Source organism: Terriglobia bacterium (assembly GCA_020072565.1).
Classification (GTDB): domain Bacteria; phylum Acidobacteriota; class UBA6911; order UBA6911; family UBA6911; genus JAFNAG01.
Map to the genome: position 1 here is coordinate 1 of JAIQGI010000070.1, position 23304 is coordinate 23304.

Consider the following 23304-nt stretch of genomic DNA (forward strand, 5'->3'; position numbering starts at 1 on the left):
ATAAGGGCCGCCAGTGGATAGGCCCGGCCGTAAGGCCGGGATACGGGTATGGCTGGAGGATCGAGCGCCGAAGCGCGGCACTCAATCAAAAACATATCTCGGATCATATTCGATTCCGTGGCGATCAAGCAGATCAAGGGGCTTTGCACACCCCTGTCACTGGATTTCGTCGAAACGGGTGCGCAGGAATCGCAGTAGCAGCATGAACAGGACGGGAAAGATCGGCGGCCCCAACTGTTCGAGCCTGGCAAGGGCAGCCGGGATCCAGCTCAGCAGGTGGCGCTCAAGAAAATCGCGCTCGAGGCGGCGAAGGTTCTGCCGTTCCGATTCGCTGCCGCAGCCTTCCTGCAGGTATCGTACCGCTGCCCCGAACTCGAGTTGGGTAAGCAAGTGGTCAGGTGCGCTCACGGATGCAACCGGCCGGAGATCGATTACTTCATAAAAGCTGACGTTCTCGAGCACTGTCTGCTGAGCGGGGATCGCCTCGTGGTACCAGGATTCCAGCAATGGTACCGGAGGCTCAGGGGAGCCGACATCGAACAGGGCGATGTAGCATGCCTCGTATTGCTCGAGGCTTGCGAACCCGATCGCAGGCGGAGCCTTTCCTTCGCATCCGAGCCTCGTCCAAAGGCCATCCATGGCCTCATGAAAGCCTGCCTGCGCTATCAGGCTGAAACGGTCCGGCGCAGGAAATCCGAGCAGACAGGAGAAGAGTCGATAGAGATCGATTTCTTCCCAGGTTCCATGCTGCATGCTCCCCGAGAGGTTCCCGTGCGTCATAGGGCCTGTCACTCGAGCCAGTGCCATACGGAAAAATACTTCCTTCCGTCGCGATCCTGCTGGCTCCCGTTCCAGACGGCGAACGCCAGCGGCGTACCATTGGGCAGATCGGGCAGTTCAAAGCAGACACTCCACGAGCCGGCCTGATGGATCGCGCGTGCAGGAAACACCTGGCCGGTGCGCCGCGTGGTCTCGCGGCCCTTGGCATCCATCAGCATTGAGCCACGCCCGGCGTTCCAGTAATAAATTGTGACTGGATCCTGCACGTCCCCCATCTGCAGCCCCGGCGCCGCTGCCCCGGCCTTGCCGCCGGTCGGAAACATCACCGCGGCTGCATCGAAAAAGCGGTCGGTCGCATCGGTCGGTTCCTTGCGGAACCGACCCTCGGCCGGTGCCGCCGGCGCCGCTGCGATCTTTGCCGCATCTTCGGTGGGATCACGCCAGCTCAGGCGAACCATCACTTTGTCGTCGGCACGGGCGACGCGCACCTCGAGTTCGGGAATCTCCAGTTCTGAGGGAGGCTCGGTATCATAAAGCCTTGGCGTCCGGTTGAGTGCGATGCGCTTCGGCTCGATGGATTGCCAGGCGGCGGCTCCCGGGTCGATCAGGATCCCTGCGTCCGCGCTGCCGGCGGAGGCGGCAAGCACCGGTTTCATTGCCGGCTTGAGCGGTTCATTCTGAGCCGTAAGCTCATACGGGTGGAAGAAAATCGCGAGGCTTGCCAGAATGATGCCGTTCCGGATCCTTGTTGCCATTGTCGCCTCCTATGCCTTCCCCTGCACGAGTTGCGGGCCGATGCGGTAGCGTGTGATTGCATCTCGTCCGATCAGCAGTTGCAGCAACTCGCTGCGCCCGCCCGCCTGCGCGCGCACGATCTCGGCCTCGAGCCTGCGGATCACCTCCTTCACCCTTGCGCCGAACAGATAGACGAGATACTCCAGCGGCAGGCGCGGATCCTCCAGAAGGCTCTTCCCGTAGTTGCCTCTTCTGGGCGGGTTGAACGGCGGCACATAGAAAACATTCGGCTTGGTCCCGCGCTCCGGGAACAGCGGAAGCGCCACACCGTAAATGTGAACTAATTTATGCACCGGCGAGTCCGGGTCTTCCACGAGTCCTGCAAAACGCAGCCGGCCGGGACATTGCGCGGCGCAGGCATTGACCGTTCCCTTCTCCAGGCGCGGGTAGCAGAAGATGCACTTTTCGGACTTTCCCGCAATCTCATTGAAGTAAATCTTCTTGTACGGGCAGGCCTGAATGCAGTAGCGGTACCCCTGGCAACGATCCTGATCCAGGACTACGATGCCGTCCTCCTCACGCTTGTAGATGGCCTTGCGCGGGCAAGCCTCCAGGCAGGCGGGAAATGTGCAGTGGTTGCAGATGCGCGGCAGGTAGAAGTAGAAGTTCTCCTCGCCGTCGGTGCCGCCGACGTCCTCGTCCCAATTGGGACCCCACTCCGGCTCAGGCGAGGGCATAACCGGCTTCTTGCCGCCCTGAAATAGCCTCTGCTCGTAATCGTATTCGAGCGGCCGGCCATAGTCCCGAATGGCCGGGAGAGAGCCGGGCTGAAGCTGCCCATCCTTCCAGCCGCCGCCGATCCGGTCCCACTGGCGCGGATAGCCGGCCCCGGGCCGGGTCTCGACGTTGTTCCAGTACATGTGTCCGGTACCGTCGCGGTCGGTCCAAAGCCTCTTGCATGCCATGGTGCAGGTCTGGCAGCCGAGGCATTTGTTCAAATCCATCACCATGCCATACTGGTGTTTCGACATCGAACCGTCTCCATGAGCAGGCGCCGGCAACCGGATGGCGCTTGGCGAACCGCTTCAAACCTTGGCTTTCTCAACCTCCACTTTGGTGTCCCGGTTGTTCCCCGTGGGACCCCAGTAGTTGAGGCGGAAGGTTACGTGGCCGTACTTGCCGATCAGCTGGGTCGGCTTGATCTTGATGTAGGTCAGCGACTGCCAGCCGCCCTGCCGGAAGCCCAAATATTTCTCCCAGCCGTGGTACATGGTCACGCGCCCGGGTTTCTCTCCAGGCAGAATCTGCAGGCGGCAAAGGCACTGCCCGACCTCGTTGAAGATCCGGACCCAGTCGTTGTCGGCCAGCCCCCGTTTCCGCGCATCCTCCGGATTCATGTAGACGATCGGCCCACCCCGCTGCAGCCGCAGCATCGCCCGGTGGTCGCGCCACGTGGAGTGGATCGACCAGCGGCCGTGGGGCGTATTCCAGCGGAGCGGGAATTTTTCCTGCAGCGGTTCCTTGTGCGCGGGGAGCGTTTCGTCCAGCTCAATGAACCAGGGGTGGTCGATGTAAAACTGCTGCCGCCCGGTGAGCGTCCGCCAGGGTTTTTTCCTGACCACCTGGTGCTTGAACGGCGTGTAGGCCACGCCCGGCTCGATGTCGCTGTTCCACGACTCTTCGTCGGTGGCCACAAATCGCCGGGGTTTGTCCTGAAGGCCCCGGTACGTCATGCCCCGGGTCTCCTTCGAATTTGCCAGGATGAAATCGGCGGCGGCCTCATCGGTGAGGATCTTTCCCTTTCCGGTCCAATCATCCTCGAGGCGCGTGAAATCCCGGTCCCAATGGAACAGCTCATCGCGGTAGGGCTGCAATCCCTTCTTTTGCGCGGTCTCGGCCATCTTGCGGGCCAGCGCATGGAAGATGTCCCAGTCGGTCTTGCACTCGAAGAGCGGATCAAGGGCCTTGCCGAACGTGTGTATATAGCTGTGACAGTCGGTCGTATTGATATCGACCTTCTCGTAGTAGGTGGCCGCCGGTAGGACGACGTCGGAGTAGAGCGCCGTCGTGTCCATCCGGTAGTTGATGTCCACGATGAAATCGAGGTCGCGCCAGAGGGATGACTCCAGGATCTCGTTTCCCTTGGCCTGGTTCAGATAATTGGCACGCCAGGCAATGAAAGCCCGCGGTTTGCGACCGCCGGCCGGCCAAAGCGGCATCCAGCCGTTCTTCACCGACTCCTGGATGTACCATTCGATCGGCTTCCCGTTATAGAGGTGCGGATCTTTGTTGGAGGAGTGGACGTAGCTCCAAAGCGTCGTATTCTGGAAGCGCTGCTTACTGCGCCCTTCGGGGAAGGCGAGCTGGAAGAAGCTGCGTTCTGGCCAGACACGCTCCTGGCCGACATAGTGGTTGAAGCCGCCGCCGTTTTTCCCGACGTTTCCCGTCAGCGCGACCAGCAGAATGAAGGAGCGGTTGATCAGGTCGTTGTGGAACCAGTGATTGGTGCCGGCGCCGTGAATGATCATCGCCGGTTTGCGGGTGCCGAGTTCAAGGGCGAATGCGCGGATCTCATGCGCAGGCAGCCCGGTGATTTGCGCGACTTTCTCGAGCGGGTACCCGGCCAGTTGCTGCCGCAGAAGCTCGAAGGCCGGAGAAAGTTCGACGCTGCGGCCGGAGGGGAGCTGCAGAGTGAACGTTCCCGACAGGGCAGGCTCCATCGCACCGAGACGCAGGTGTTGTTCCTGCGAACCCATGGATCCCGGCACGGGCACGGCGCGGTTCTGCTTTGAGTCCCAGCAGTAAAAAACATCATCCTTGCCGCCGGCCTTCACGTCGGATTCACGCAGAAAGCGGCGCGTGTCCCGGAGCACGAGCAGGGGCAGATCGGTCTGTTCCTTGATATAAGGCTCATCGATCAGTTTCTCTTCAATGAGAATCCTGGCGACGCCGAGGGCAAGGGCCGCGTCGGTCCCCGGGTTGATCCGGAAATAGAGATCGGCGTGTATCGAACTTGAGTTGTAGTCAGGAGAGATGCATACGACCTTGGCGCCGTTGTAACGCGCCTCCCAGCCGAAGTGTGCGTCCGGGATGCGGGTCTGGGAAATGTTCGATCCCCAGAGCACGATGTACTTTGAGTTGAACCAGTCCGCGCACTCGCAGGCTTCGGTCTGGACACCCCAGGTGAGCGGCTCCCCGGGCGGGAGGTCACAGTACCAGTCATAGAATGAGCACATCACGCCGCCGATATAGTGGGCCAGGCGGGTGCCTGCGCTGAAACTCACCGGGCTCATGGCCGGGATGACGCTGAAGAAAGTATTGGTGTCGGGGCCGTAGCTGTAAATGTTGTCGAGCAGCTTCTCGGCGATCAGGCCCAGCGCCTCATCCCAGGAGGCCCGCCGCCACTTGCCCTCGCCCCGCAGGCCGGTGCGAATCAGAGGATAGCGCAGGCGCTGCGGGCTGTAGACGTATTCGACAAAGCAGCCGCCCTTCTGGCATCCGCGCGGATTGTAGTCGGGCAGATCCCCGCTGATGGGCGGGTAGTCGGCTGCCTGCTCCTCGCGCACCATGACGCCGTTGCGCACGTACACCTTCCAGGAACACGAGCCCGTGCAGTTGGCGGAATGAGTGGACCGCACCACCTTGTCCCAGGTCCAGATCTTGCGGTAGAAATCCTCCCATCCGCGGTACGGGTAGCTGCGCAGCGGATCGAGGTCTCCCTGCAGGTTTGTCAGCGCAGGCTTTTCCTTACGGGAGCAGCCCGGCAGCCATAGCGTCGATGCGCCGATGGCGGCGCTGCGGATGAAGTTGCGCCGCGACCAGCCCGTCTTGGTTTTCTGCTTTGAGTCCCCGCTCATTGTTTGCCTCCTGTCGGCCGCGGCTGAACCAGCGTCTTGTCAGCGCCGGCAGGGGCCGGGGTCGCATTCAAGCTTCGAATGTAGGCGAGCAGATCACCGATATCGCCGTCGTCCAGGCCGGTCGCGCCCGGGCGCTGGAAGGAAGGCATGGCCGCGCCTTTGCGGCCGTTGCGGATCGTGGCCACGATGAATTCATCGGAGGCGGCAAAATTGAAGGTGGGATTGCCGATCTCCGGTGCCAGGCCGCCTCTCCCTCCGGGTCCATGACAGCCCATGCAGTTGTTCACGAAGAGCATCGCGCCGCGAGCCTTGTCCCCCCGGACAACAGCCGGCGCCGGCGGTACGAGAGGCAGGCCCGGGAGACCACTCCGCAGGTAGCCCTGCACGGCGGCTATCTCCTCCGGTTGCAATCCGCCTGCCTGTGCCTCCCAGGCGGGCATCTGCGTGCCCTGCCGGCCCTTGGCAATGTTGGTTTCAAGGTAGAGCGGCGTCGCAGTGGCCAGGAGTGAAACCCCGCGGATCGCGGGAACAAAGCGCTTGAAGGTCTTGTCCCAGCGCCCGTACGTCCCCTCGCCGTGGCAGGCGAAGCAGTACTGCCGGTACACCTGCTCACCCGCAAGCAGCGGCGGATGGAGCGCGCGGGATTTTTGCTCGATCTTGTCCGGTGCCAGGTAGCTCTCGGGCACGTCGCGTTGCCGGAGCGAAAGCATGTAGACCGTCAGGGCAAGCGCCTCGCCGTCAGTGACCGTAGGATTCTTCATCTGGCTTCCGGCGATCACCGCGCCCGGGTCGTTGAAATGAGCCTGGTGCCAGCGCCAGGTGGTATGGGGCGGTTTCAGGCCGGTCATGACGAGCTGATGGCGCGTCTTGGCTCCTTCGTTGTCGAGCGCCGGGCCCAGCATACCGCCGCGTCCTCCCAGTTTGTGGCAGGAACCGCAGCTCTTTTGCTGGTAGAGCTTCATTCCCAGGATTAACCGCGAAACCTGCAATTCCGGCAGCCTGGCGGGATCGTGGCAGGTGACGCATGTCGACTCCGTCAGATCGGGCGGCAGCAGCGGGTAGTCCCAGTACACGTCCTCCGCCTTGGCCTCGTTGAAACCAGTGGCGGCGCCCTGCCCGTGGTGGCAGACAGTGCACCCGAAGCGGTCTGCAGGATGCCTGTCGAGAATGGCGCCCGAATGCGCGGCAAACGGCCGCCGGGCACCCGCCATGCGCGGATCATCGATACCAAGATGGCACGTCACGCACCGGTCCACGGTGCCGAACTGGGGCAGGCTCACCTGGCGCAGCTCGATCCGGAAAGCCGCGAGCAGCTCGCGGCCCCGCTTGTCCGTGGCTTTTTCGCGCAGGAGGTTGCGATAGGATTTTTGAATTGTCTGCCATTCGGCCAGGAAGTTCTCCCGCACCGCCGCCGCAATCAGCAAACCGATAGTCAACAGGGAGGCGAAGAGAAGCAGCCAACGATATTTTTTCGATGGATCCATCATCGTCCCTCCTAATGCACCGGCCACTGCGAAGGCCACCAGTAGAATTGCCAGTTCGGCCCGCGGTGCACAGTCGCAAAATAGGTGAGGACCGTGAACCCGACCAGGAAACAGGTGAACAAGGCGACCGCAGCCAGGCGCACCGAGTTCCGCCGCTTCAACACCACCAGGGACCAGAGGGCATAGAGCAGAACCAGGATCGATCCGGGATTGATGAGGATGATCCAGATCTGGCGGATGTCGGGGAACCAGTTGCGAAGCCAGCCGTAATTGACTGTGAAAGCCAGCATGCCGGCCGAGCAGGCGAAGCCGAAGAAGAGCGACATCCAGGCGACCCCATGCTCCCGCTCGGTGCCGAACCAAGTCCCTTCGCCTCCTGCGCGCCGGTCCAGGAATGGAATCAGTGCCAGGGCCAACAGCACGATGACCGGTATCGCCAGTCCCCCAAAGAAAGCGGAGTAGGAGACGAGTTCCTGAATACCCAGAAAATACCAGGGAGCCTTTGCGGGATTTTCGGGAATCGCAGGATTGGCAAGCTCCTTGAGCGGCGCGTCGGAGTACAGAGACAACAGGAGCGTCCCGGCCACGGTCAGGGTAAACACCGCAAGCTCCGCCCACATCAGGTGCGGCCAGCTCATCACCGTGTTTTCGGGGCCCCGATTAACAGTGGCGTGCCTTCCCTTCACCACCGCCATCAGACCGTAAGTCTTGGTCGCCAGCGGCTCAAAGACCCGCTGCAGCCGGCCGCCCCACTCCGCGGGCGCACCCGGCAGATCCTCCGGCCGCGCCAGGCCGCCGTCTTTGCGGATGCGCCAGAAATGCACCCCGAGCAGGGTGACAAGCGCAAGCGGCAGCAGGAATACGTGAAGCAGATAAAAGCGGATCAACGCGTCCTCACCCACGTAGTTCGCGCCCAGAAGAAGCCGGCGCTGGAATCCGCCCGGATCAAACCACCGGGTGATCCCGAGCGCATCGGTAAGCTCGCGCGGCGAGTTGGCGATGTTCGATCCGATGGTGATCGCCCAGTAGGCGAGCTGGTCCCACGGCAGGAGATAGCCGGTGAAGCTCAACGCCAGTGTCAGGACGAGAAGCCCGAGGCCGACGAGCCAGTTGAACTCGCGCGGCTTTTTGTAACTCCCGGTGTAGAAGACGCGGGCCATGTGCAGCAGGACGGCGGCAACCATCAACTGCGCGGACCAGCGGTGGATATTCCGGATAAACCGGCCTGTAGCCACGGCGAAATGAATGTCCTTGATGGATTGGTAGGCAGATTCGGCGGAAGGCTTGTAGTACACCATCAACAGGACGCCTGTGATCGTGAGGAGAATGAAGCTCGAAGTGGCAATGAGGCCCAGGCCGAAGGTGAGAGTGGGAGCCAACGTGCGCATGTGCACCCGCACGCTGTGAATGTGAAGAAAGAAGTTGTGAAAGGTGGCCTGAGATTCCTCCCGTTCCGATTCCGGCTCCTTGCCGAGACGGAACCAGGCATTCTTGAAGGTGTGCGGCAAGGCCTTCAAGTTGTGGAGAAATTCGTGGGTCGCTGATTGTTCCATAGTCGGCTCATCGAGAATTTAGACGAGAGGCACAGTTGAACGAGAAAGCGCTTTTCGAGTCTCCGGGCGCGCCGGACCGGGAAGCTCGATGCCGGAGCGGCAGCACAAGCGCGTGCAAACCTCGCTCGCTCTCGAGCAGGACAGGATATGGTTTTTTGTCACCGCTCATTTGCGTGCATCCGCGGTTGTCTTTTCAAATCCCCAGGCGGGTGCCCGGCGGAACCTCGCTGTCGGCATGAACCACCAACTGCCCGTCGGCCGCAACGCTCAACTCGAGCCAAGGCAAAGCGCGCGGAGCCGGCCCGCCCACCACCTTGCCGCTTGGATCGAACTTCGAACCGTGGCAGGGGCACGCGAATCCCTGTGCGGTGACCCCGACCGTGCAGCCCAGGTGCGTGCAGGTGGTCGAAATGGCGTAAAGCCCCCGGGTGTCCCGGAAGACCACGAAGTTCTCCGCCGCCATCGGGATTTGACTGCCTACCGGAAAGCGCTCGGGAGGCCCGATCTTGTACCGCCTCACGGGGCCGGGGAGCACCGTGGGATTGGGCAGGCGCAGCGCACCGGCTGCCGCCACGGCAAGAGCCGCGAAGAAACTGCCGATCGCGGACAGGCTCAGGAAGCTCCGGCGGCTTACGCTCGGCTGGTCGAGACGGGACATGGTTTCCACTCCTTGGCAAAAGAGAATCGCTCCATGGTGATCGCGGCCGTCGGGCAACGCTCGGCGCAGAGGCCGCAGCGAATGCAGCGCTCTTCGTCCTTGATGATGGCCGAGGACTCCCCCGCCTCATCTCCGAGTCGATCGCGCCGCAGCGCCTCCAGTTCGGGAGTTGCGGCAATGCGATCGAGCGAGACCAGCTTCAGGCAGACCGTCGGGCAGACGTCCACGCAGCCGCCGCACAGGATGCATCGCTCTCCATCGAAAATCGTGTTGATGCCGCAATCGAGGCAGCGGCCGGCTTCGGCGACCGCCTGGTTCTCATCGTAGCCGATTTCTACCTGCGCACGCGGCTCGCGCAGACGTTCTTGGGGAGAACGGGTCGGAATGTGGAGCCGGGGCCGCCGCTCGTAGGATCTCTCCCGGTGATAGCGTTCCAGCGGGAAGTGACACTGAACCTCCTCCTGAGAGATCTCCACACCGCGCAGGTGCCGGCAGACGGAGCGGGCGGCTTGTTTTCCGCTGGCGATGGCATGAATCATCAGCCGGGGTCCATAGGCGATATCGCCGGCCACAAAGACTCCCGGCGCGGAAGTTGCGCCCGTCTTGGGATTGCTGATGATCTGCTGGGGAGACCTCATCCGGATGCCATCCCGCTCCGGATCAAGGAAAGTCAGGTCCGCTGCCTGCCCGATGGATAGAAGGACTGTGTCCCCCTCGACTTCCAGTTCCGCAGACGCATCGAAGCGCGGCGCAAAACGGCGGTTCTCATCGTACACCGAGAGGCAACGCGTGAAGCAGACGCCGCGCACATACTTCTGGCCGCCCTCTTCGCGGAACAGGAACTCCTTCGGACCCCAGCTGTTGTGGCGCATCAGCCCCTCTTCTATCCCCTCCAGTATCTCCACGGTATCGGCCGGCATCTCGTCCAGCGATTCCAGACAGACGAGATGAACCTCACGGACCCCTTCCATGCGGGCGGCGGTGCGGGAGACGTCATATTCTTCCTGGCGGAGGACCGTGCGGGCGACGTCGTAGGCGACGTTGCCGCCGCCGATGACGATCACCTTGCGCCCGAGCTTCACTTCCTTGCCGAGCGCAACATCCCGCAGAAAATCAACGCCCCCCATGATGCCGATGGCCTCGGCGCCGGGAAGGGATATGGGCCGTGACCTCTTGGCGCCGCATGCGATGACAACGGCGGCAAACTCCCGGCGCAGATCGTCGAAGCGGACATCTTTGCCGACCTCCGTATTGCAGCGGATCTCGACACCCATGGCTTCGATGACGGCGATTTCCCCGCGGATCAAATCGGCCGGGAGGCGGTAGCCGGGCACGCCGGTGGCCAGCATTCCCGCCGGCAGCGGCTCCATTTCAAAAATGACCGGCCTGAATCCCATGAGGGCCAAGTCATGCCCCACTGCCAGCCCTGCGGGTCCCGAGCCGATAATTGCGACGCGTTCACCCTGCGGCTTCGGGAATTCGACTTTCGAGAGCAAGGCAAGAATATGGCGGACTTCCTCCTCGTCGTCACATGGGCGCTCGCCGGCCAGATTCCGGAGAGACGAGAAGAACCGGCTTTCCTGCTCCAGCCCGGCCTCTACGCCGAACCGCTCGCAGGCAAAACGCTTCAAGGCACGGATGGCAATGGGCTGGTCAATCGTTCCGCGGCGGCAGGCAGCCTCGCAGGGCGCACCGCAAATCCGCCCGCACATGGAGGCAAGCGGGTTGGGCCCGCGCGCGGTCAGGTACGCCAGTTCGTAATCGCCTTCAGCGATGGCGCGGACGTAGCCGCGCGCATCGGTGTGTACTGGACAGGCAAACTGGCACTTGATCTGCTCGCGCCAGTAGCCCTCATCGGCAATTCGAACCTGATAGGCTGGAGGGCTCATCGGCTTTGTTCCGGATCCGTATCCTGCGTCCCGGGAGAACGCAGAGCGAATTAATTTGAATCGGAATCTTCCCGGCCTGCGAGATCTCCCGGGCGCCCGTCAGCTTCCCGTCAGGCTGCAGGGCCAGGAAAGCCCTGGCCCGGATGACACACTCTGCAGATCGTGAAAACACGACACCGGGTTCTTTACGTCTATTTTCTTCATGCCGTCAACACTTTTACCACGGCTTGGGCATGAAATCAGTCATGTTAATATTGGGTTAGGGTTCAGGGACCTGGAAACCTGCGCGCCCTGGGAGCAAACCACGAGAAACACGAAACATACGAATGCGATTTTGTGGGTTTCGCGGATTTATTCTGCCCTATCGATGGAGGCGAAGTTCATGCGAACGCTGAAATATGACGTGCTGTTTCTGCTCGGCTTTTTGGCATGCATCTACCCGGCGGCAGTTTCTCAGTCCAACGCGCCGAATCGCATCGCCGTTCGCTGCGGCAGCCTGATTGACGGCAAGGGCGCGGCGCCTGTTGCCGGTGCCGTGATCCTGATCGAAAGCGGCCGCATCAAGCAGGTGGGGACCGGCTTGTCTATACCGGCCGACTATCAGATCGTCGACCTGAGCCGGGCCACCGTGCTCCCTGGGCTGATCGACGATCACACCCACATCCTGCTGCAGGGCGACATCACCGCCGCCGACTATGACGATCAGCTACTGAAGGAATCCACCCCCTACCGCACCATCCGCGCTACCGCTTCGGTCAGGGCGGCGCTCATGAACGGATTCACGGCCATGCGGGATCTCGGGACCGAGGGGGCCATGTACGCCGATGTGGATGTGAAGACGGCCATCCAGCGCGGGATCATCCCGGGGCCGCGGCTTTTCGTCTCGGGCCGCGCCTTCGCGCCGACCGGCATGTATCCTCTCCAGGGTTACTCCTGGGAAATCCGCGTGCCGGAGGGCGTTCAGATCGTCGACGGTGTCGACAACATCCGCCGCGCCGTGCGCGAGGAGGTTAAATACGGCGCCGACTGGATCAAGTATTACTCCGACCGCCGCTACTACATCAAGGATGGCGCGCTCCACTCCTGGGTCGATTTCACCGACGAGGAAGCCGGGGCCCTGGTGGAGGAATCGCACCGGTTGGGCCACAAGGTGTCGGCCCACACGATGGGCAGGGAAGGGATCGAAGCCGCCCTGCGCGCAGGCGTCGACACCATCGAGCACGCACCCGGCCTCGATGCGGAGATGATGGATCTGATGGTCAAACGCGGCGTCTACTGGTGCCCGACCATTTACGTCATCTCCTATGTGGCGGAAGGCCGCGCCGCTGCGGGAGCGCCGATCTGGCTCAGAATGGTGGAACTGCAGAAGGCGGCGTTTGCGCAGGCGGTCAAGAAAGGAGTCCGGATCGCATTCGGCACCGATGCCGGCGGTTACGCCTGGACCGAGAATCAGGCGAAGGAGTTCTCCTACATGGTCAAATACGGGATGACCCCGATGCAGGCCATCCAGGCGGCGACGTCGGTCGCAGCCGCTCTGCTCGACGAGAGCCAGAACCTGGGGACCATCGAAAGCGGCCGCATGGCCGACATCGTCGCCGTCAGCGGCGACCCCCTGAGGGACATCACGGAACTCGAGCACGTGAAGTTCGTGATGAAAGGCGGGACCGTCTACAAGAACGAATGGAGCGCACGCTGACCGTAATGATCGCAGCGCAGACGGCTCCGGACAAAATAGCGAATGATAAGAACAGATCTCCGGACGCGGGAAAACGCCGATGGACGCCGACCGTCTTGATCTTGTCGTCGGCCAATTCCCTGGTTTTTTTCTGCTTGCCATCCAACTTCGTGAATAGTTCAGGCCAGGTCGAAGAGGAGCAGCTCCGCCTCATCCTTCCCGGTGATGCGGAGCGATGCTTCATCGATAACGGCGGCACCGTCCCCTTCCTTCAGCAAGTTTGAATTCAGCAACAGAGTTCCGCGCGCTATTTGCAGCCACGTCCGCCTGCCGGCGGGGGCGGTGTAGTCCACCGCCTCGCCCGGACCGAGCAGCCCGGCAAAAACGCGGGCATCCTGGTGGAAGGTCACCGAGCCCTCCGCTCCATCTCGGGATGCAATCAGACGAAGCCGGCCGCGCCTCTCGGCGGGCGCGAAGTATTTCTGCTCGTAACCGGGTGTCAGTCCTTTGCGTTCCGGCAATATCCAGATCTGCAGGAAATGAACCAACTCCTCTGGTGAAGGATTGTACTCGCTGTGCATCACCCCCGTTCCTGCACTCATGCGCTGCACTTCGCCGGGACGGATCACCGATCCGTTGCCCATGCTGTCTCTGTGCTCGAGCGCCCCCTCGAGCACGTAGGAAATGATCTCCATATCCCGGTGACCGTGGGTCCCGAATCCCTCTCCCGGCTGCACCCGGTCCTGGTTGATGACCCTCAGGTGGCCATACCCCATATGCTCCGGTTCGTAATAATCGGCAAAAGAAAACGTGTGGTAGGTGTTGAGCCACCCGTGATCGAAATGCCCGCGTTCCTCCGCTTTGCGTACCTTGATCATAACCTCCTCCTTGCCCCGATCGCGCCGCCGGCTCCATCTTCAGGAATGCGCCGCGGCAGCCTTGCTGAGCTCGACATCGAGCGATGTCTTCAGATGCTCTATATGTTTTAACGTTTATCGTTATAACAAACATTATGCCAAAAATTTTTACCCGTCCTCCCGGCGCGCCGCCTCCAGCAGTTCAATCAGCCTGCGCGCCTGTTTGCGCTTCAGGTGCGCCAGCTGGCGGCGGTGGACTTCCGCGACCGGCCGGTCCAGCTCTTCGAGCAGCTCCAGTCCCGCCTCGGTGATGCGCGTGAAAATCACGCGCCGATCCTTCGCATCCCGGGAGCGAGCCACCAGGCCGCGCGTCTCCAGCCGGTCCAGGAGCCGCGTCACGTCGGGATCGCGGGTGATCATGCGCTCGCCTAATTCCCGGCACGGCAGGCCGTGGGGGCGGGCGCCGCGCAGGATCCGCAGCACGTTGTACTGGGTCTGCGTGAGGCCGAAAGGCCTGAGCGTCTCCTCGAAGCCGCGCATGAAGGCGTCGGCGGTCCGCTGCAGGTTGAGGAAAGCCTCCTCCCCCAGGCTGCGGGAGGGCTTCCCCTTCGGGATCTCCTCCTTCTGTCCGCGCTTCATATTAACAATATAATTGTTATAACGACTGTTGTCAAGAGGAACAGTGGTGAAAAATCCGGGATGCAGATTGCCGCGAGTCTCAAAAACTCAACCCGGAGGGTGCAGGAGGGACGGCCTCAATCCCGAATTCTACGCGCCCCTGCGCGCTCTCTACGTTAAGCCATTGCCTTTCACCAAATGTTCAGGGTCCGGGCGCGAATGGCGCTTAAATAGGGGTGATTGGAATCGTTTTAAGAGTACAAGGAGCAAGGGCTTGAACCCCGAAAGTGGGCTGGAGGATAGCCCAGAGCGCAAGCCCCATAGGCGTTAGCTTAAGGCCACGCTCGCTATCCGACCTGGACGTGGACTTGGACCCTGATCCGGATGCTCTCATGCCCGGCACATTTTCGTCGCCCGGTGATCAAAAGCGCGAAACCGGGACCGAACCGATAACCAGGAATAAGGTACGAAGACCGGCACTGGACTGAGGATTGTTGCGCGAGCCGGCGGCGCACATGCTGGGCGAGATATTTCGCTCGAATAAGAAAACTTTTTTCTCGGGGATTTCGTCTTAGCAGGTGAAAAGCTCATCATGTGCGAGGCCGTACCCGATGCATAGCCAGCGCCGCTTTTTTTTCTGTGCGGCATCCCTTGTCCTTGCCTGGCTGGCGGCCGCCGCAGCCGGACTGGCTCAGGCGACGCCGGAGACGGGGAAATCCAAACCGAAGAGCGGGCAGCCCGGTGGGGGCCTTTCCGTCGCCGAACCACTGAAGTTGCCGGCGTTCGATGTCCCCTTTCTTTCCACGCCTCCCGTCATCGACGGCACTCTGGACGACCCGGCGTGGAAAATGGCGCCCCTGGAGTTGGGCGAGTGGCTGACCTACAACCCATCGTACGGCGAAACCATGGTACAGAAGACCCAGGCCTGGGTAGCCTATGACAAGAACTACCTGTATTTCGCGTTCCGCTGCCTCGATCCCGAGCCCGGCAAGATCAAGACCTCGATCGCGCGCCGGGACACGATCTGGAACGACGACTGGGTCGGGCTGAGTCTCGACGCCCTCAATGCCGGCCAAAGCTCTTATGATCTGTTTGTCAATCCCAACGGCATTCAGGGCGACATCCTCAACACCAGCACGCAGGGTGAGGACACCGCACCCGATTGGGTGTGGGACAGCGCGGGGAAAGTTAACGCCGAAGGATACACGGCGGAGATGCGCGTCCCGCTCAAGAGCATCCGCTTCAAGAGCGGCGCCGAAGTGCGCATGGGCGTGCTGTTCTGGCGGCGCGTCAGCCGGTTGGGCATGTCGGCTTCCTGGCCGGACCTTCCCCGGGGCAAGTCGATCTTCACCCGCTATGCCCCCCTCCGCTTGCATGACCTCAAGCAGCCGCTGACACTGGAAGCAATTCCCAACCTGACATATTCTCTGCGCCAAACGCGCAGGACGCCCGACCAATGGGGAAAGGCCGACTCCAAACCGGATGCCGGGATCACCGTCAAGTACGGCATCACATCTTCGGTTACGCTGGACGGTACCTACCGGCCCGACTTCAGCCAGGTTGAAAGCGACGCATTTCAGGTTGAAGTGAATCAGCGCTACCCGATCTTCTACAGCGAAAAACGCCCGTTCTTCATGGAAGGTATGGGGACATTCGAACTGGCAGGCGCAGAGGGAGACGGCAACATGCGGACTGCGGTGCACACGCGCCGGATCGTGGATCCGCTTTATGGCGTCAAGCTCACGGGGAACCTGAGCAAGTTTACGTTTGCGGCCCTGTCAGCCTCTGATCGCGCTCCCGGGCAGGTGGACAGCTCCGATCCGAATTACGGTGAGCGCAAGAGTTTCAACGTCGGGCGCGCGTTGTACAGCGTCGGCAAAGGCAGTTACGTGGGCGGCCTCTTCACGGATACGGAATTCGGCGGCGGGCATAACCGGGTAGCAGCCGGCGATGTTTCGCTCCACATCGGGGAGCATCAGCAGTGGAGCGCTACCGTGATCGGTACGAGCACGCTCCCCTCTGGCGGCAGCGCAGGCCGGCGGGGCATGGCGGGTCAGATGCTCTACAGCTACACGAGCAAGCGCTACGAAGCATCGGCGCAGGTGGAACACTATGACCGTGACTTTCAAATGGACACCGGCTTTTACAACCGGACCGGCATCACCGGCGGCTGGGTCTACTCCGGCATCAACCTGTATCCGGGCGAGGGGCGTTTCAGATGGGTCAAGAGGATCAATCCTTTCGTTTTCTACCGCGGTTATCGGGACCGCATTCAGCAGGGGAAGGACCACATTGTTCTTGCATCGGTGCGCATGTATTTCACACGGCAGGGAATGTTCCGCATCGACATGATGCGTGGTCACGAGCCCTGGGCTCATCAAACGTTCGACATCCGGGCGACACAGCTCCAGGGACAGGCGCAGCTGCTCCGCTGGCTGAACGTGCAATCCGTCCTGAGTCTGTCCCGCTCAATATTCTATGATCCGGCACAGCCTTTTCTCGGGAGAGAAACGTACTTTACCGCAAATCTCACTGTGCAGCCCAGCAACAGGCTGAATCAGAGCATCGGCTTCACCCGCGACGCGTTCAATCGCCTGGCGGGCGGCGCGCGCGTCTACACGGTGAACATCGTCAATAGCCGCACAAATTACCAGATCAGCAAGCGGTTCGCCGTACGCGCCATCGCGCGGTTCGACAGCTCGAGAAGCCGTGTCCTCACCGACTTTCTCGGGTCCTATGAACTGGTCCCCGGAACCGTGGCCTATGCAGGCTATGGCGCTCTCTACGAGAGGCGCTCCTGGGACGGGCAGCAGCTTCTGGCAGGAGCGGGCGACTACCTGAACACGCAGCGCGGACTCTTCTTCAAGGTCTCCTACCTGTACCGGTTCTAGCAGCCCGCTTCCATCGGGCAATGCTTGTCTCCTGCCTCCTCGAGTTCATCTGCATCCTGGTACTGTCCCAAATGGCCCTGATTTGAGCGCCATTCGGTCCTGGCGCCGGATTTCTCAGGTCACAAAGCTGCGCCTGCCGATGTGCTTCTCGTAGGCGCGCGTGTCGATGATTTGCCGCATCTCGCGGATCACCGCCTCCAGTTCCTCATCCGAAGTGTAAAAATGCGGCGACACGCGGATGCCGGCGCCCGGGCGGAAATCGACGATGAAATCCCTGCGCAGCAGTTCGCGCGAGACCTCGTACGCATGAGGCGTCTTCACGGCAACCGTTCCGCCGCGCTCCTCCGGCTTTTCCGGAATCGTGAGCGGGAAACCCTGCTCCCGCGCCAGCTCGATCAGAAACGCAACCTGGCGCATCGAATTCCGGCGCACCCGCTGCGCGCCGATCTTCCCCAGGATCTCCAGGCCGGGGCGCGCCGCGTAGAGACAGGGGATGTGAGGCGTTCCGTTGAGGAAGCGGAAGGCATCGTCGCGGTAGCGCATGGCGCCGGTTTCGAAGGCAAATGAATTCGGGTGCGCCATCCATCCGGTTAGCTTCGGCTCGAGCCCGGCAATGAGGTCGGGACGGACATACAGGAAGGCGGCTCCCGGTCCGCCGCAGAGCCACTTGAGACAGCCCCCGATGACAAAGTCGACCTCGAGCTGCTTGACATCGAACGGTAGGATTCCGGCCGACTGATAGACGTCCAGGATCACCAGAGCTCCCACTTCGTGGGCTTTCCGGATGATCGCCTGCGCGTCCATGATGTAGGCGCTTTTGAACAGGACGTGGCTGACGGGCACGAGCAGGGTGCGTTCATCGATGGCTTCCAGGAGGCGGTTCAGGTCGACGGAAATTCCATCCTCCGAGCCGACGACGCAGATCTCGGCGCCGCGCGCCTGCTGCGCCTGAACCAGGTACATGACCGACGGGAACTCCATGTTCGTATACACGATCTTGCGTCTCGGACCGGTGAAATCAAAGCACGATAGGACTATGGCCTCCGCCAGCGTGACGTTTTGATGGAAGGAGACTTCGCCGGGGCCGCAACCCAGGATCGGGCCGAGCAGGTCGCCCAGGTTGACCGGCATCTCCCACCACGATTCTCCCCAGGCGCGCACGCCGCGCGTCGCCCAGGTGTCGGCATACTCCTTGAGCGCATCACGCACGCCGCGCGGCATGGCTCCCAGGGAGTTGCTGATGAGATATACCGTCTTCTCGAGTATCGGGAACTCACTGCGCCAGCGGAGCAGGTCACCGGTATCGGCTGCCATCGAATCACCTCACATGTCAATCCCATCCGCGCCGGCTTCGAAGACTCGGGCCGCTATTGAGGATCAGATATTACAGTGACGCTATTCCCCGGATAGATGTGTCGCCCCTTATAGTCAGTCTGCAGCGATTTTCGCTGCAGACTTATACTCAGCAGTGTAGAGGTCTTTCTGGGAGGAGGGCGAGAGATTGTGGGCACGCATCGTCCCGCTACGAATATGTCGCCCCAACCGTTTGACGGTTTCCTGGAGACGTTCGAGCGGGACGATGCGCTTTGGTCCGACAACGAATACTCAGACGTTGTCCTTAGCCAGGACTCCACTATAAGGGTTTCGCAGGACCAAAGCCAGCGTGCTCGCACAAAAAAGGGGGATCCATGAATAGCGAGCCAGAAAATGCGGATTACGCTGCCTGGATTGGGATTGATTGGGGAAGTGAGAAACACGCTGTTTGCCTGAGTGCTGGCGACTCGAGTAGCTTGGAGCATCTCACTTTGGAACAAAAACCCGAGAGCTTGCACGCTTGGTTTATGGACCTGCTTGGGCGCTTTGGCGGACGTAAGGTAGCCGTAGCGATCGAGCAAAGCAAAGGGGCGGTAATCAATTTCTTGCTTGGCCTGGATTTCGTGCACATCTTTCGAGTCCACCCGAAGTCGCTGAAGAACTATCGCGAGGCGCTGTCTCCGAGCGGCGCCAAGGATGACCCTACGGATGCGGAATTGATCCTGCAATTTGCCAGGCTTCACCAGGACAAGATCCATCCCTGGGTTCCCGATGACGTCGATAGCCGGTTGCTGCTCCGTTTGGCAGAAGGCCGCCGCAAGACCGTTAACAAGAGGGTGAGCTTGACCAATGAGCTGACACAGCTGCTGAAGGAGTACTATCCGCAGGCGCTGGACTGGACCGGAGACTTGGACCGCGTCATGGCATGTGACTTTCTGTCGAAATGGCCCACGCTGCAAAAGCTGCAGCGAAGCAAGCCAGACACGGTGCGCCAGTTTTACCGAGGTCATGGATGCCGCAGTCGCGATCTCATCGAGTGTCGCTTCGAAGAGATCCGTTCGGCTTGTCCATTGACCACGGACAAGGCGATTGTCGAATCTTCGGTGCTGATGCTCAAGGCGATCGTGCCCCAATTGCGGGAGCTGATTGAGGCCATTGCCCGCTTTGACCAAAGCATCGAGGAAGTCTATCAAAAACAACCGGATTCGGAGATTTTCAGCAGCTTTCCCGGAGCCGGCCCAGCTCTCGGGCCCCGGCTGCAGGCTGCCATGGGAACCGACCGGACTCGCTTCCAGAACGCCGAAGAGGTAGCCGAATACTCGGGAATTGCGCCGGTCCTGGAGCGCAGCGGCAAAACGATATGGGTCCATCGCCGCCTGGCTTGTTCCACCTTTGTGAAACAGAGTTTTCACGAGTTTGCAGGACAATCCGTGGTGTGGTGCGCCTGGGCCCATGCTTATTACGACAGCAAGAGAGCAATCGGTTTGGGACACCATGCCGCTCTGCGGGCCCTGGCCTACAAATGGATTCGAATTATCTTTCGCTGCTGGAAAAATCATGTTGTTTACGACGAACAGAAATACATGCAATCACTAAACCGAAAACAGCCGGCCTGGTTGAAGTTCCTGGCAGCTGCGGCTTAAATGAAAAAACTTGACAGAGAACCTCAGACGTCTTCAGGGCTCCTTCCTCACCTTCCCACCACCCCGGGCTCACGCCCGGGGCTATTCTCTTTCCGCCCCTTCGGGGCCTGGAGTTTTATTTCTGCCACTATGCTTCATCATTATCGGTAAATACGCGAAACACACGAAAACCATTATTGTGTAGTGCGCGCATTTCGTGTTTGCCGGTTTGGCTGCGGCCGCGATCTCCGCGCTTTGCACTGCCGGTTCAAAAAAGTGTCCTGAAAAAACTCATTATAGCTCATACTCTGGTGTGGAATAATCCGGCATCGGGGGGACATTATGCCAAACGATAAGAGAAGGAGATTCGGGGTACTCAAGATCTCGGGAATTGTGGTCGCACTGCTGCTGATCGCAATCATCGCAGTACCTCTGTTCCTGGACGCGAACCAGTTCCGGCCCGAACTGGAATCCAGGCTCACAGGCGCGCTTGGGCGCGATGTCAAGATCGGCAACCTGAAGCTGTCGCTCTTCTCCGGAGGCGTTGCCGCGGACAACATCGCCATTGCCGACGACCCCAGGTTCAGCAAGTCGCCCTTTGTGCAGGCGCAGTCTTTGCGGGTGGGCGTCGAGTTGAAACCGTTGATTTTCTCCAGGGCAGTGCGCGTCACGAGCATAGCGCTGGAAAAGCCCGAAATCACCCTGGTCCGTTCCGCAGCAGGCGACTGGAACTTCTCCAGCCTCGGAGGCAAATCCCACACCACGCCGGCCGCTAAACCTGACGAAGGCAGGAGCAATGCCGCCGGCACCGATGTTTCCGTCAGCCTGCTCGAGATCACCGACGGCCGCGTCACCGTGGTCCGCGGCGGCAGTCGCCTCAAGCCCTACATCTATGACAAAGTCAACATCACTGCCCGCAACCTCTCCTCAGACTCGGTCTTCCCGTTTACGCTGACCGCATCGCTGCCGGGCGGCGGCAGTGCGAAGCTCGAAGGCAAGGCCGGCCCGATCAACAACGCCGACGTGTCGCTGACGCCCTTTGATGCCACGCTCGCCATATCACACTTCGATCTCGTCGCTTCGGGATTCATCGAACCGGGATCGGGGCTTGGCGGTCTCATCGATTTCAGCTGCAGCCTGATTTCCGACGGCAGGCAGGCGCAGACCAAGGGGCACGCCACTGCCGACAAACTGCAGCTCGTCAAAGGCGGTGCTCCTGCAGGCCGGCCGGTGTCACTCGACTACACCCTCGATTACCGGCTGAACAATCAAACCGGGACTCTCAGCGAAGCCAGGGTCGGATGCGGCAAAGCCGTTGCCCGTCTCAGCGGCAGCTACGACACGCGAGGCGATTCCATGGTTCTGAACATGAAGCTCCGCGGAGAGGAGATGCCCGTGCCGGACCTGGAGGCGCTGCTGCCGGCTGCCGGCATTACTCTGCCCAGGGGCGCTTCCCTTCAGGGCGGAACGCTCAGTGCCGATCTCGCTACGGCCGGTCCCATCGAGAAGCTGGTGACTACGGGCACGGTAGACATCTCCAGGACGCAGCTCGCCGGTTTCGATCTCGGGGCAAAGATGGCGGCCGTGGCTTCACTGGCGGGACTCAAGCCGAGCGGGGGGACGGAGATCGAAAAGCTCGCGTCGGGTTTGAGAGTGACTCCGGATGGGATTCAAGTGAGCGGCCTTTCATTGATTGTGCCCTCTCTGGGCCAACTGACGGGCGATGGCATCCTCGCCGCCGACCACTCTTTGGATTTCAAAATGTTGGCCCGGCTGAACGCCTCGGCGAGCGCCATCGGGAGTCTGGCACGGCTTGGAGGCAGCAGCGGATTGAACGTTCCTTTCTTCATCCGGGGCACGACGTCGGATCCCGCCTTTTCTCCCGACCTGAAGGGGGTCGCAGGCAGCCTCCTGGACTCGGTCAAAGGGAAAAACGCACCGGCGTCCGGAAGCAGTGTCGAGGATGTGCTGCGCGGGCTGCTCGGAAAAAAGAAGAAGTGACGCATGAAAAAGACGACACGGCGGCTAGCGGCAGAGCTTTCCCTTGTTCTGCCTGATTATCCTCAGGACGTGACGTTTTCCCGCGGGATCGAGGTAGATCAGCTGATTTCTATCCGTGTAAAATTTGACCGGACTTCCCTCGGTCAATCCGGACACGGCAGGGCTCTCTCTCAACACCGCGACGTAGGTCCGGTCCCCCGTACATATAGAGTAGGTCCACCAGACATCACTGCGTTTGACCTTGGCTTCGGAACTGGCGCCATGGCCGTTGATCTCATAGGAGAGGACATGGCCTGTTTGCCAGGGGAGCGCCTTGACTTGTGCGGGTAGGGATGCAGTGAAGACGAAAGCAAGCAGGCAGGCAGCTGTGGAATAATTGCCGGCTCGGACTCGCATAGGTTCCTCGCTATGGGGAGACGCTCTCGCCTTTCATGGGATGAAGGTTCTTCATCCTGATCGACCCTTTGTCAGCGCAACTTCATGATTCTTTTTGGATTATTTTGCCGGCTTGGCACGATCGACGTAGCGCATGGTCTCGATGCCAACCCGGACCAGGTCGCCGGTCTTGATGAACTGCGGCACCAGCAGTTCCACTCCGTTTTCCAGCAGGGCTTTCTTCCAGGTGTTGTCCTGTTGCTGGTGCGCAGGCGGGGCGGTGTCGGCGACGCGCATCTCCATGATATCAGGGAAGATGACGCTGACGGGTTGCCCCTCGATAAATTCAACCGGCAGCTGCATTCCAGGCTGCAGGAACCGGCTCCCGGGGCCGACAATGGCGTCGTCGACGGCGATCTGTTCAAAACTCTCGGGATTCATGAAATAGCTCCGCTCCGCGTCTGAATAAAGAAACTCCAGCGACTGCTTTTCCACCGGCATGAGATCCAGTTTCAATTCGGAGCGGAAGCTGTGCTCCCAGAACGTGCCCGTCGAAAGATTCTTGAGCCGTGCATGAACGACTCCCCCCATCTTTCCCTGCCCCGGATGATGCTCGCAGCTCATAATCTTGTAATTGTTTCCTTCATAACGAATGGCCATTCCTGGACGCAATTGGGAAGCGTTCACCATAACGACCTCTCCGTCTTCTGCACCTAACTATAACCCAAAAAACTGCCGCGAATTCGACGAATCCATGCGATGCAAAAGAATAGCGCGGAGGGGAGCAGCGGGGGTGAGAGCGCAGAGTGTTCGGAAATGAGTCTGCAGAAATCCTGCGCCCTCCACTCCCCTCCGAGCCCTCTGTTCCGAAAATTCTTAGGCTCAGGCAGCCTCTTCCGTTAGTTTTACTTTGTAGCCCAGATGCTCAAGTCTTTTTACATGGTATCGACGAATTCGGTCTCGGTGAAGGCGTTCAAAGTAATCGGCGCCAAGAT

At 60.8% G+C, this 23304-nt stretch carries 17 protein-coding genes; 4 read left to right on the top strand and 13 right to left on the bottom strand.

Going from position 1 to position 23304, the window contains the following annotated elements:
- Nucleotides 1-156: 156 nt before the first annotated feature.
- The 8 genes from LAP85_26715 to LAP85_26750 all read right to left on the bottom strand — a co-directional run bounded on the left by LAP85_26715 (nucleotide 157) and on the right by LAP85_26750 (nucleotide 10956).
- On the bottom strand, nucleotides 157-807 hold the full coding sequence (locus LAP85_26715; protein ID MBZ5500006.1) for a molecular chaperone TorD family protein: 651 nt from the start codon (nucleotides 805-807) through the stop codon (nucleotides 157-159).
- Complete coding sequence (locus tag LAP85_26720) at nucleotides 789-1535, bottom strand: hypothetical protein (protein ID MBZ5500007.1); 747 nt, start codon at nucleotides 1533-1535, stop codon at nucleotides 789-791. The genes LAP85_26715 and LAP85_26720 overlap by 19 nt, the downstream gene beginning before the upstream one ends.
- Before the next feature lie 9 nt (nucleotides 1536-1544).
- Nucleotides 1545-2546 (bottom strand): 4Fe-4S dicluster domain-containing protein, encoded by a 1002-nt coding sequence (locus LAP85_26725; protein MBZ5500008.1) that lies wholly within the window; start codon nucleotides 2544-2546, stop codon nucleotides 1545-1547.
- 54 nt (nucleotides 2547-2600) lie between these two features.
- Nucleotides 2601-5372 carry a molybdopterin-dependent oxidoreductase gene (locus LAP85_26730; protein ID MBZ5500009.1) on the bottom strand — a complete coding sequence of 924 codons (2772 nt, stop codon included), beginning with the start codon at nucleotides 5370-5372 and terminating at the stop codon, nucleotides 2601-2603.
- Nucleotides 5369-6859, bottom strand: a complete 1491-nt coding sequence (locus LAP85_26735) for a c-type cytochrome (GenBank protein ID MBZ5500010.1) — start codon at nucleotides 6857-6859, stop codon at nucleotides 5369-5371. The genes LAP85_26730 and LAP85_26735 overlap by 4 nt, the downstream gene beginning before the upstream one ends.
- Before the next feature lie 8 nt (nucleotides 6860-6867).
- A complete protein-coding gene (locus LAP85_26740) occupies nucleotides 6868-8409 on the bottom strand; it encodes a cytochrome b N-terminal domain-containing protein (protein ID MBZ5500011.1) in 1542 nt (513 codons plus the stop codon).
- 193 nt (nucleotides 8410-8602) lie between these two features.
- A complete protein-coding gene (locus LAP85_26745; protein ID MBZ5500012.1) occupies nucleotides 8603-9067 on the bottom strand; it encodes a ubiquinol-cytochrome c reductase iron-sulfur subunit in 465 nt (154 codons plus the stop codon).
- Nucleotides 9040-10956: an FAD-dependent oxidoreductase gene (locus LAP85_26750; protein ID MBZ5500013.1), complete on the bottom strand. Its 1917-nt coding sequence runs from the start codon at nucleotides 10954-10956 to the stop codon at nucleotides 9040-9042. The genes LAP85_26745 and LAP85_26750 overlap by 28 nt, the downstream gene beginning before the upstream one ends.
- A 382-nt stretch (nucleotides 10957-11338) precedes the next feature.
- On the opposite strand from LAP85_26750, the gene LAP85_26755 reads away from it, so the two are divergent.
- A complete protein-coding gene (locus tag LAP85_26755; protein ID MBZ5500014.1) occupies nucleotides 11339-12652 on the top strand; it encodes an amidohydrolase family protein in 1314 nt (437 codons plus the stop codon).
- A gap of 158 nt (nucleotides 12653-12810) precedes the next feature.
- Here the strand turns inward: LAP85_26755 and LAP85_26760 are convergent, their stop codons facing one another.
- On the bottom strand, nucleotides 12811-13509 hold the full coding sequence (locus tag LAP85_26760; protein MBZ5500015.1) for a pirin family protein: 699 nt from the start codon (nucleotides 13507-13509) through the stop codon (nucleotides 12811-12813).
- A 147-nt stretch (nucleotides 13510-13656) separates the two neighbouring features.
- Nucleotides 13657-14127 carry a MarR family transcriptional regulator gene (locus LAP85_26765; GenBank protein MBZ5500016.1) on the bottom strand — a complete coding sequence of 157 codons (471 nt, stop codon included), beginning with the start codon at nucleotides 14125-14127 and terminating at the stop codon, nucleotides 13657-13659.
- A 590-nt stretch (nucleotides 14128-14717) separates the two neighbouring features.
- Here LAP85_26765 and LAP85_26770 point away from each other — a divergent pair.
- On the top strand, nucleotides 14718-16997 hold the full coding sequence (locus LAP85_26770; protein MBZ5500017.1) for a carbohydrate binding family 9 domain-containing protein: 2280 nt from the start codon (nucleotides 14718-14720) through the stop codon (nucleotides 16995-16997).
- Nucleotides 16998-17111: 114 nt separating this feature from the next.
- On the opposite strand, the gene LAP85_26775 is transcribed toward LAP85_26770, so the two are convergent.
- Complete coding sequence (locus LAP85_26775; protein ID MBZ5500018.1) at nucleotides 17112-18311, bottom strand: aminotransferase class V-fold PLP-dependent enzyme; 1200 nt, start codon at nucleotides 18309-18311, stop codon at nucleotides 17112-17114.
- Nucleotides 18312-18685: 374 nt separating this feature from the next.
- Here LAP85_26775 and LAP85_26780 point away from each other — a divergent pair, with 374 nt between their 5' ends.
- Nucleotides 18686-19954, top strand: a complete 1269-nt coding sequence (locus LAP85_26780; GenBank protein ID MBZ5500019.1) for an IS110 family transposase — start codon at nucleotides 18686-18688, stop codon at nucleotides 19952-19954.
- A gap of 321 nt (nucleotides 19955-20275) precedes the next feature.
- On the top strand, nucleotides 20276-21934 hold the full coding sequence (locus LAP85_26785) for an AsmA family protein (protein ID MBZ5500020.1): 1659 nt from the start codon (nucleotides 20276-20278) through the stop codon (nucleotides 21932-21934).
- A 24-nt stretch (nucleotides 21935-21958) separates the two neighbouring features.
- On the opposite strand, the gene LAP85_26790 is transcribed toward LAP85_26785, so the two are convergent.
- Entirely contained in the window at nucleotides 21959-22330 is a 372-nt protein-coding gene (locus LAP85_26790; protein ID MBZ5500021.1) for a hypothetical protein, read from the bottom strand.
- Between the two features lie 99 nt (nucleotides 22331-22429).
- Entirely contained in the window at nucleotides 22430-22999 is a 570-nt protein-coding gene (locus tag LAP85_26795) for a hypothetical protein (GenBank protein MBZ5500022.1), read from the bottom strand.
- Nucleotides 23000-23304: the final 305 nt, after the last annotated feature.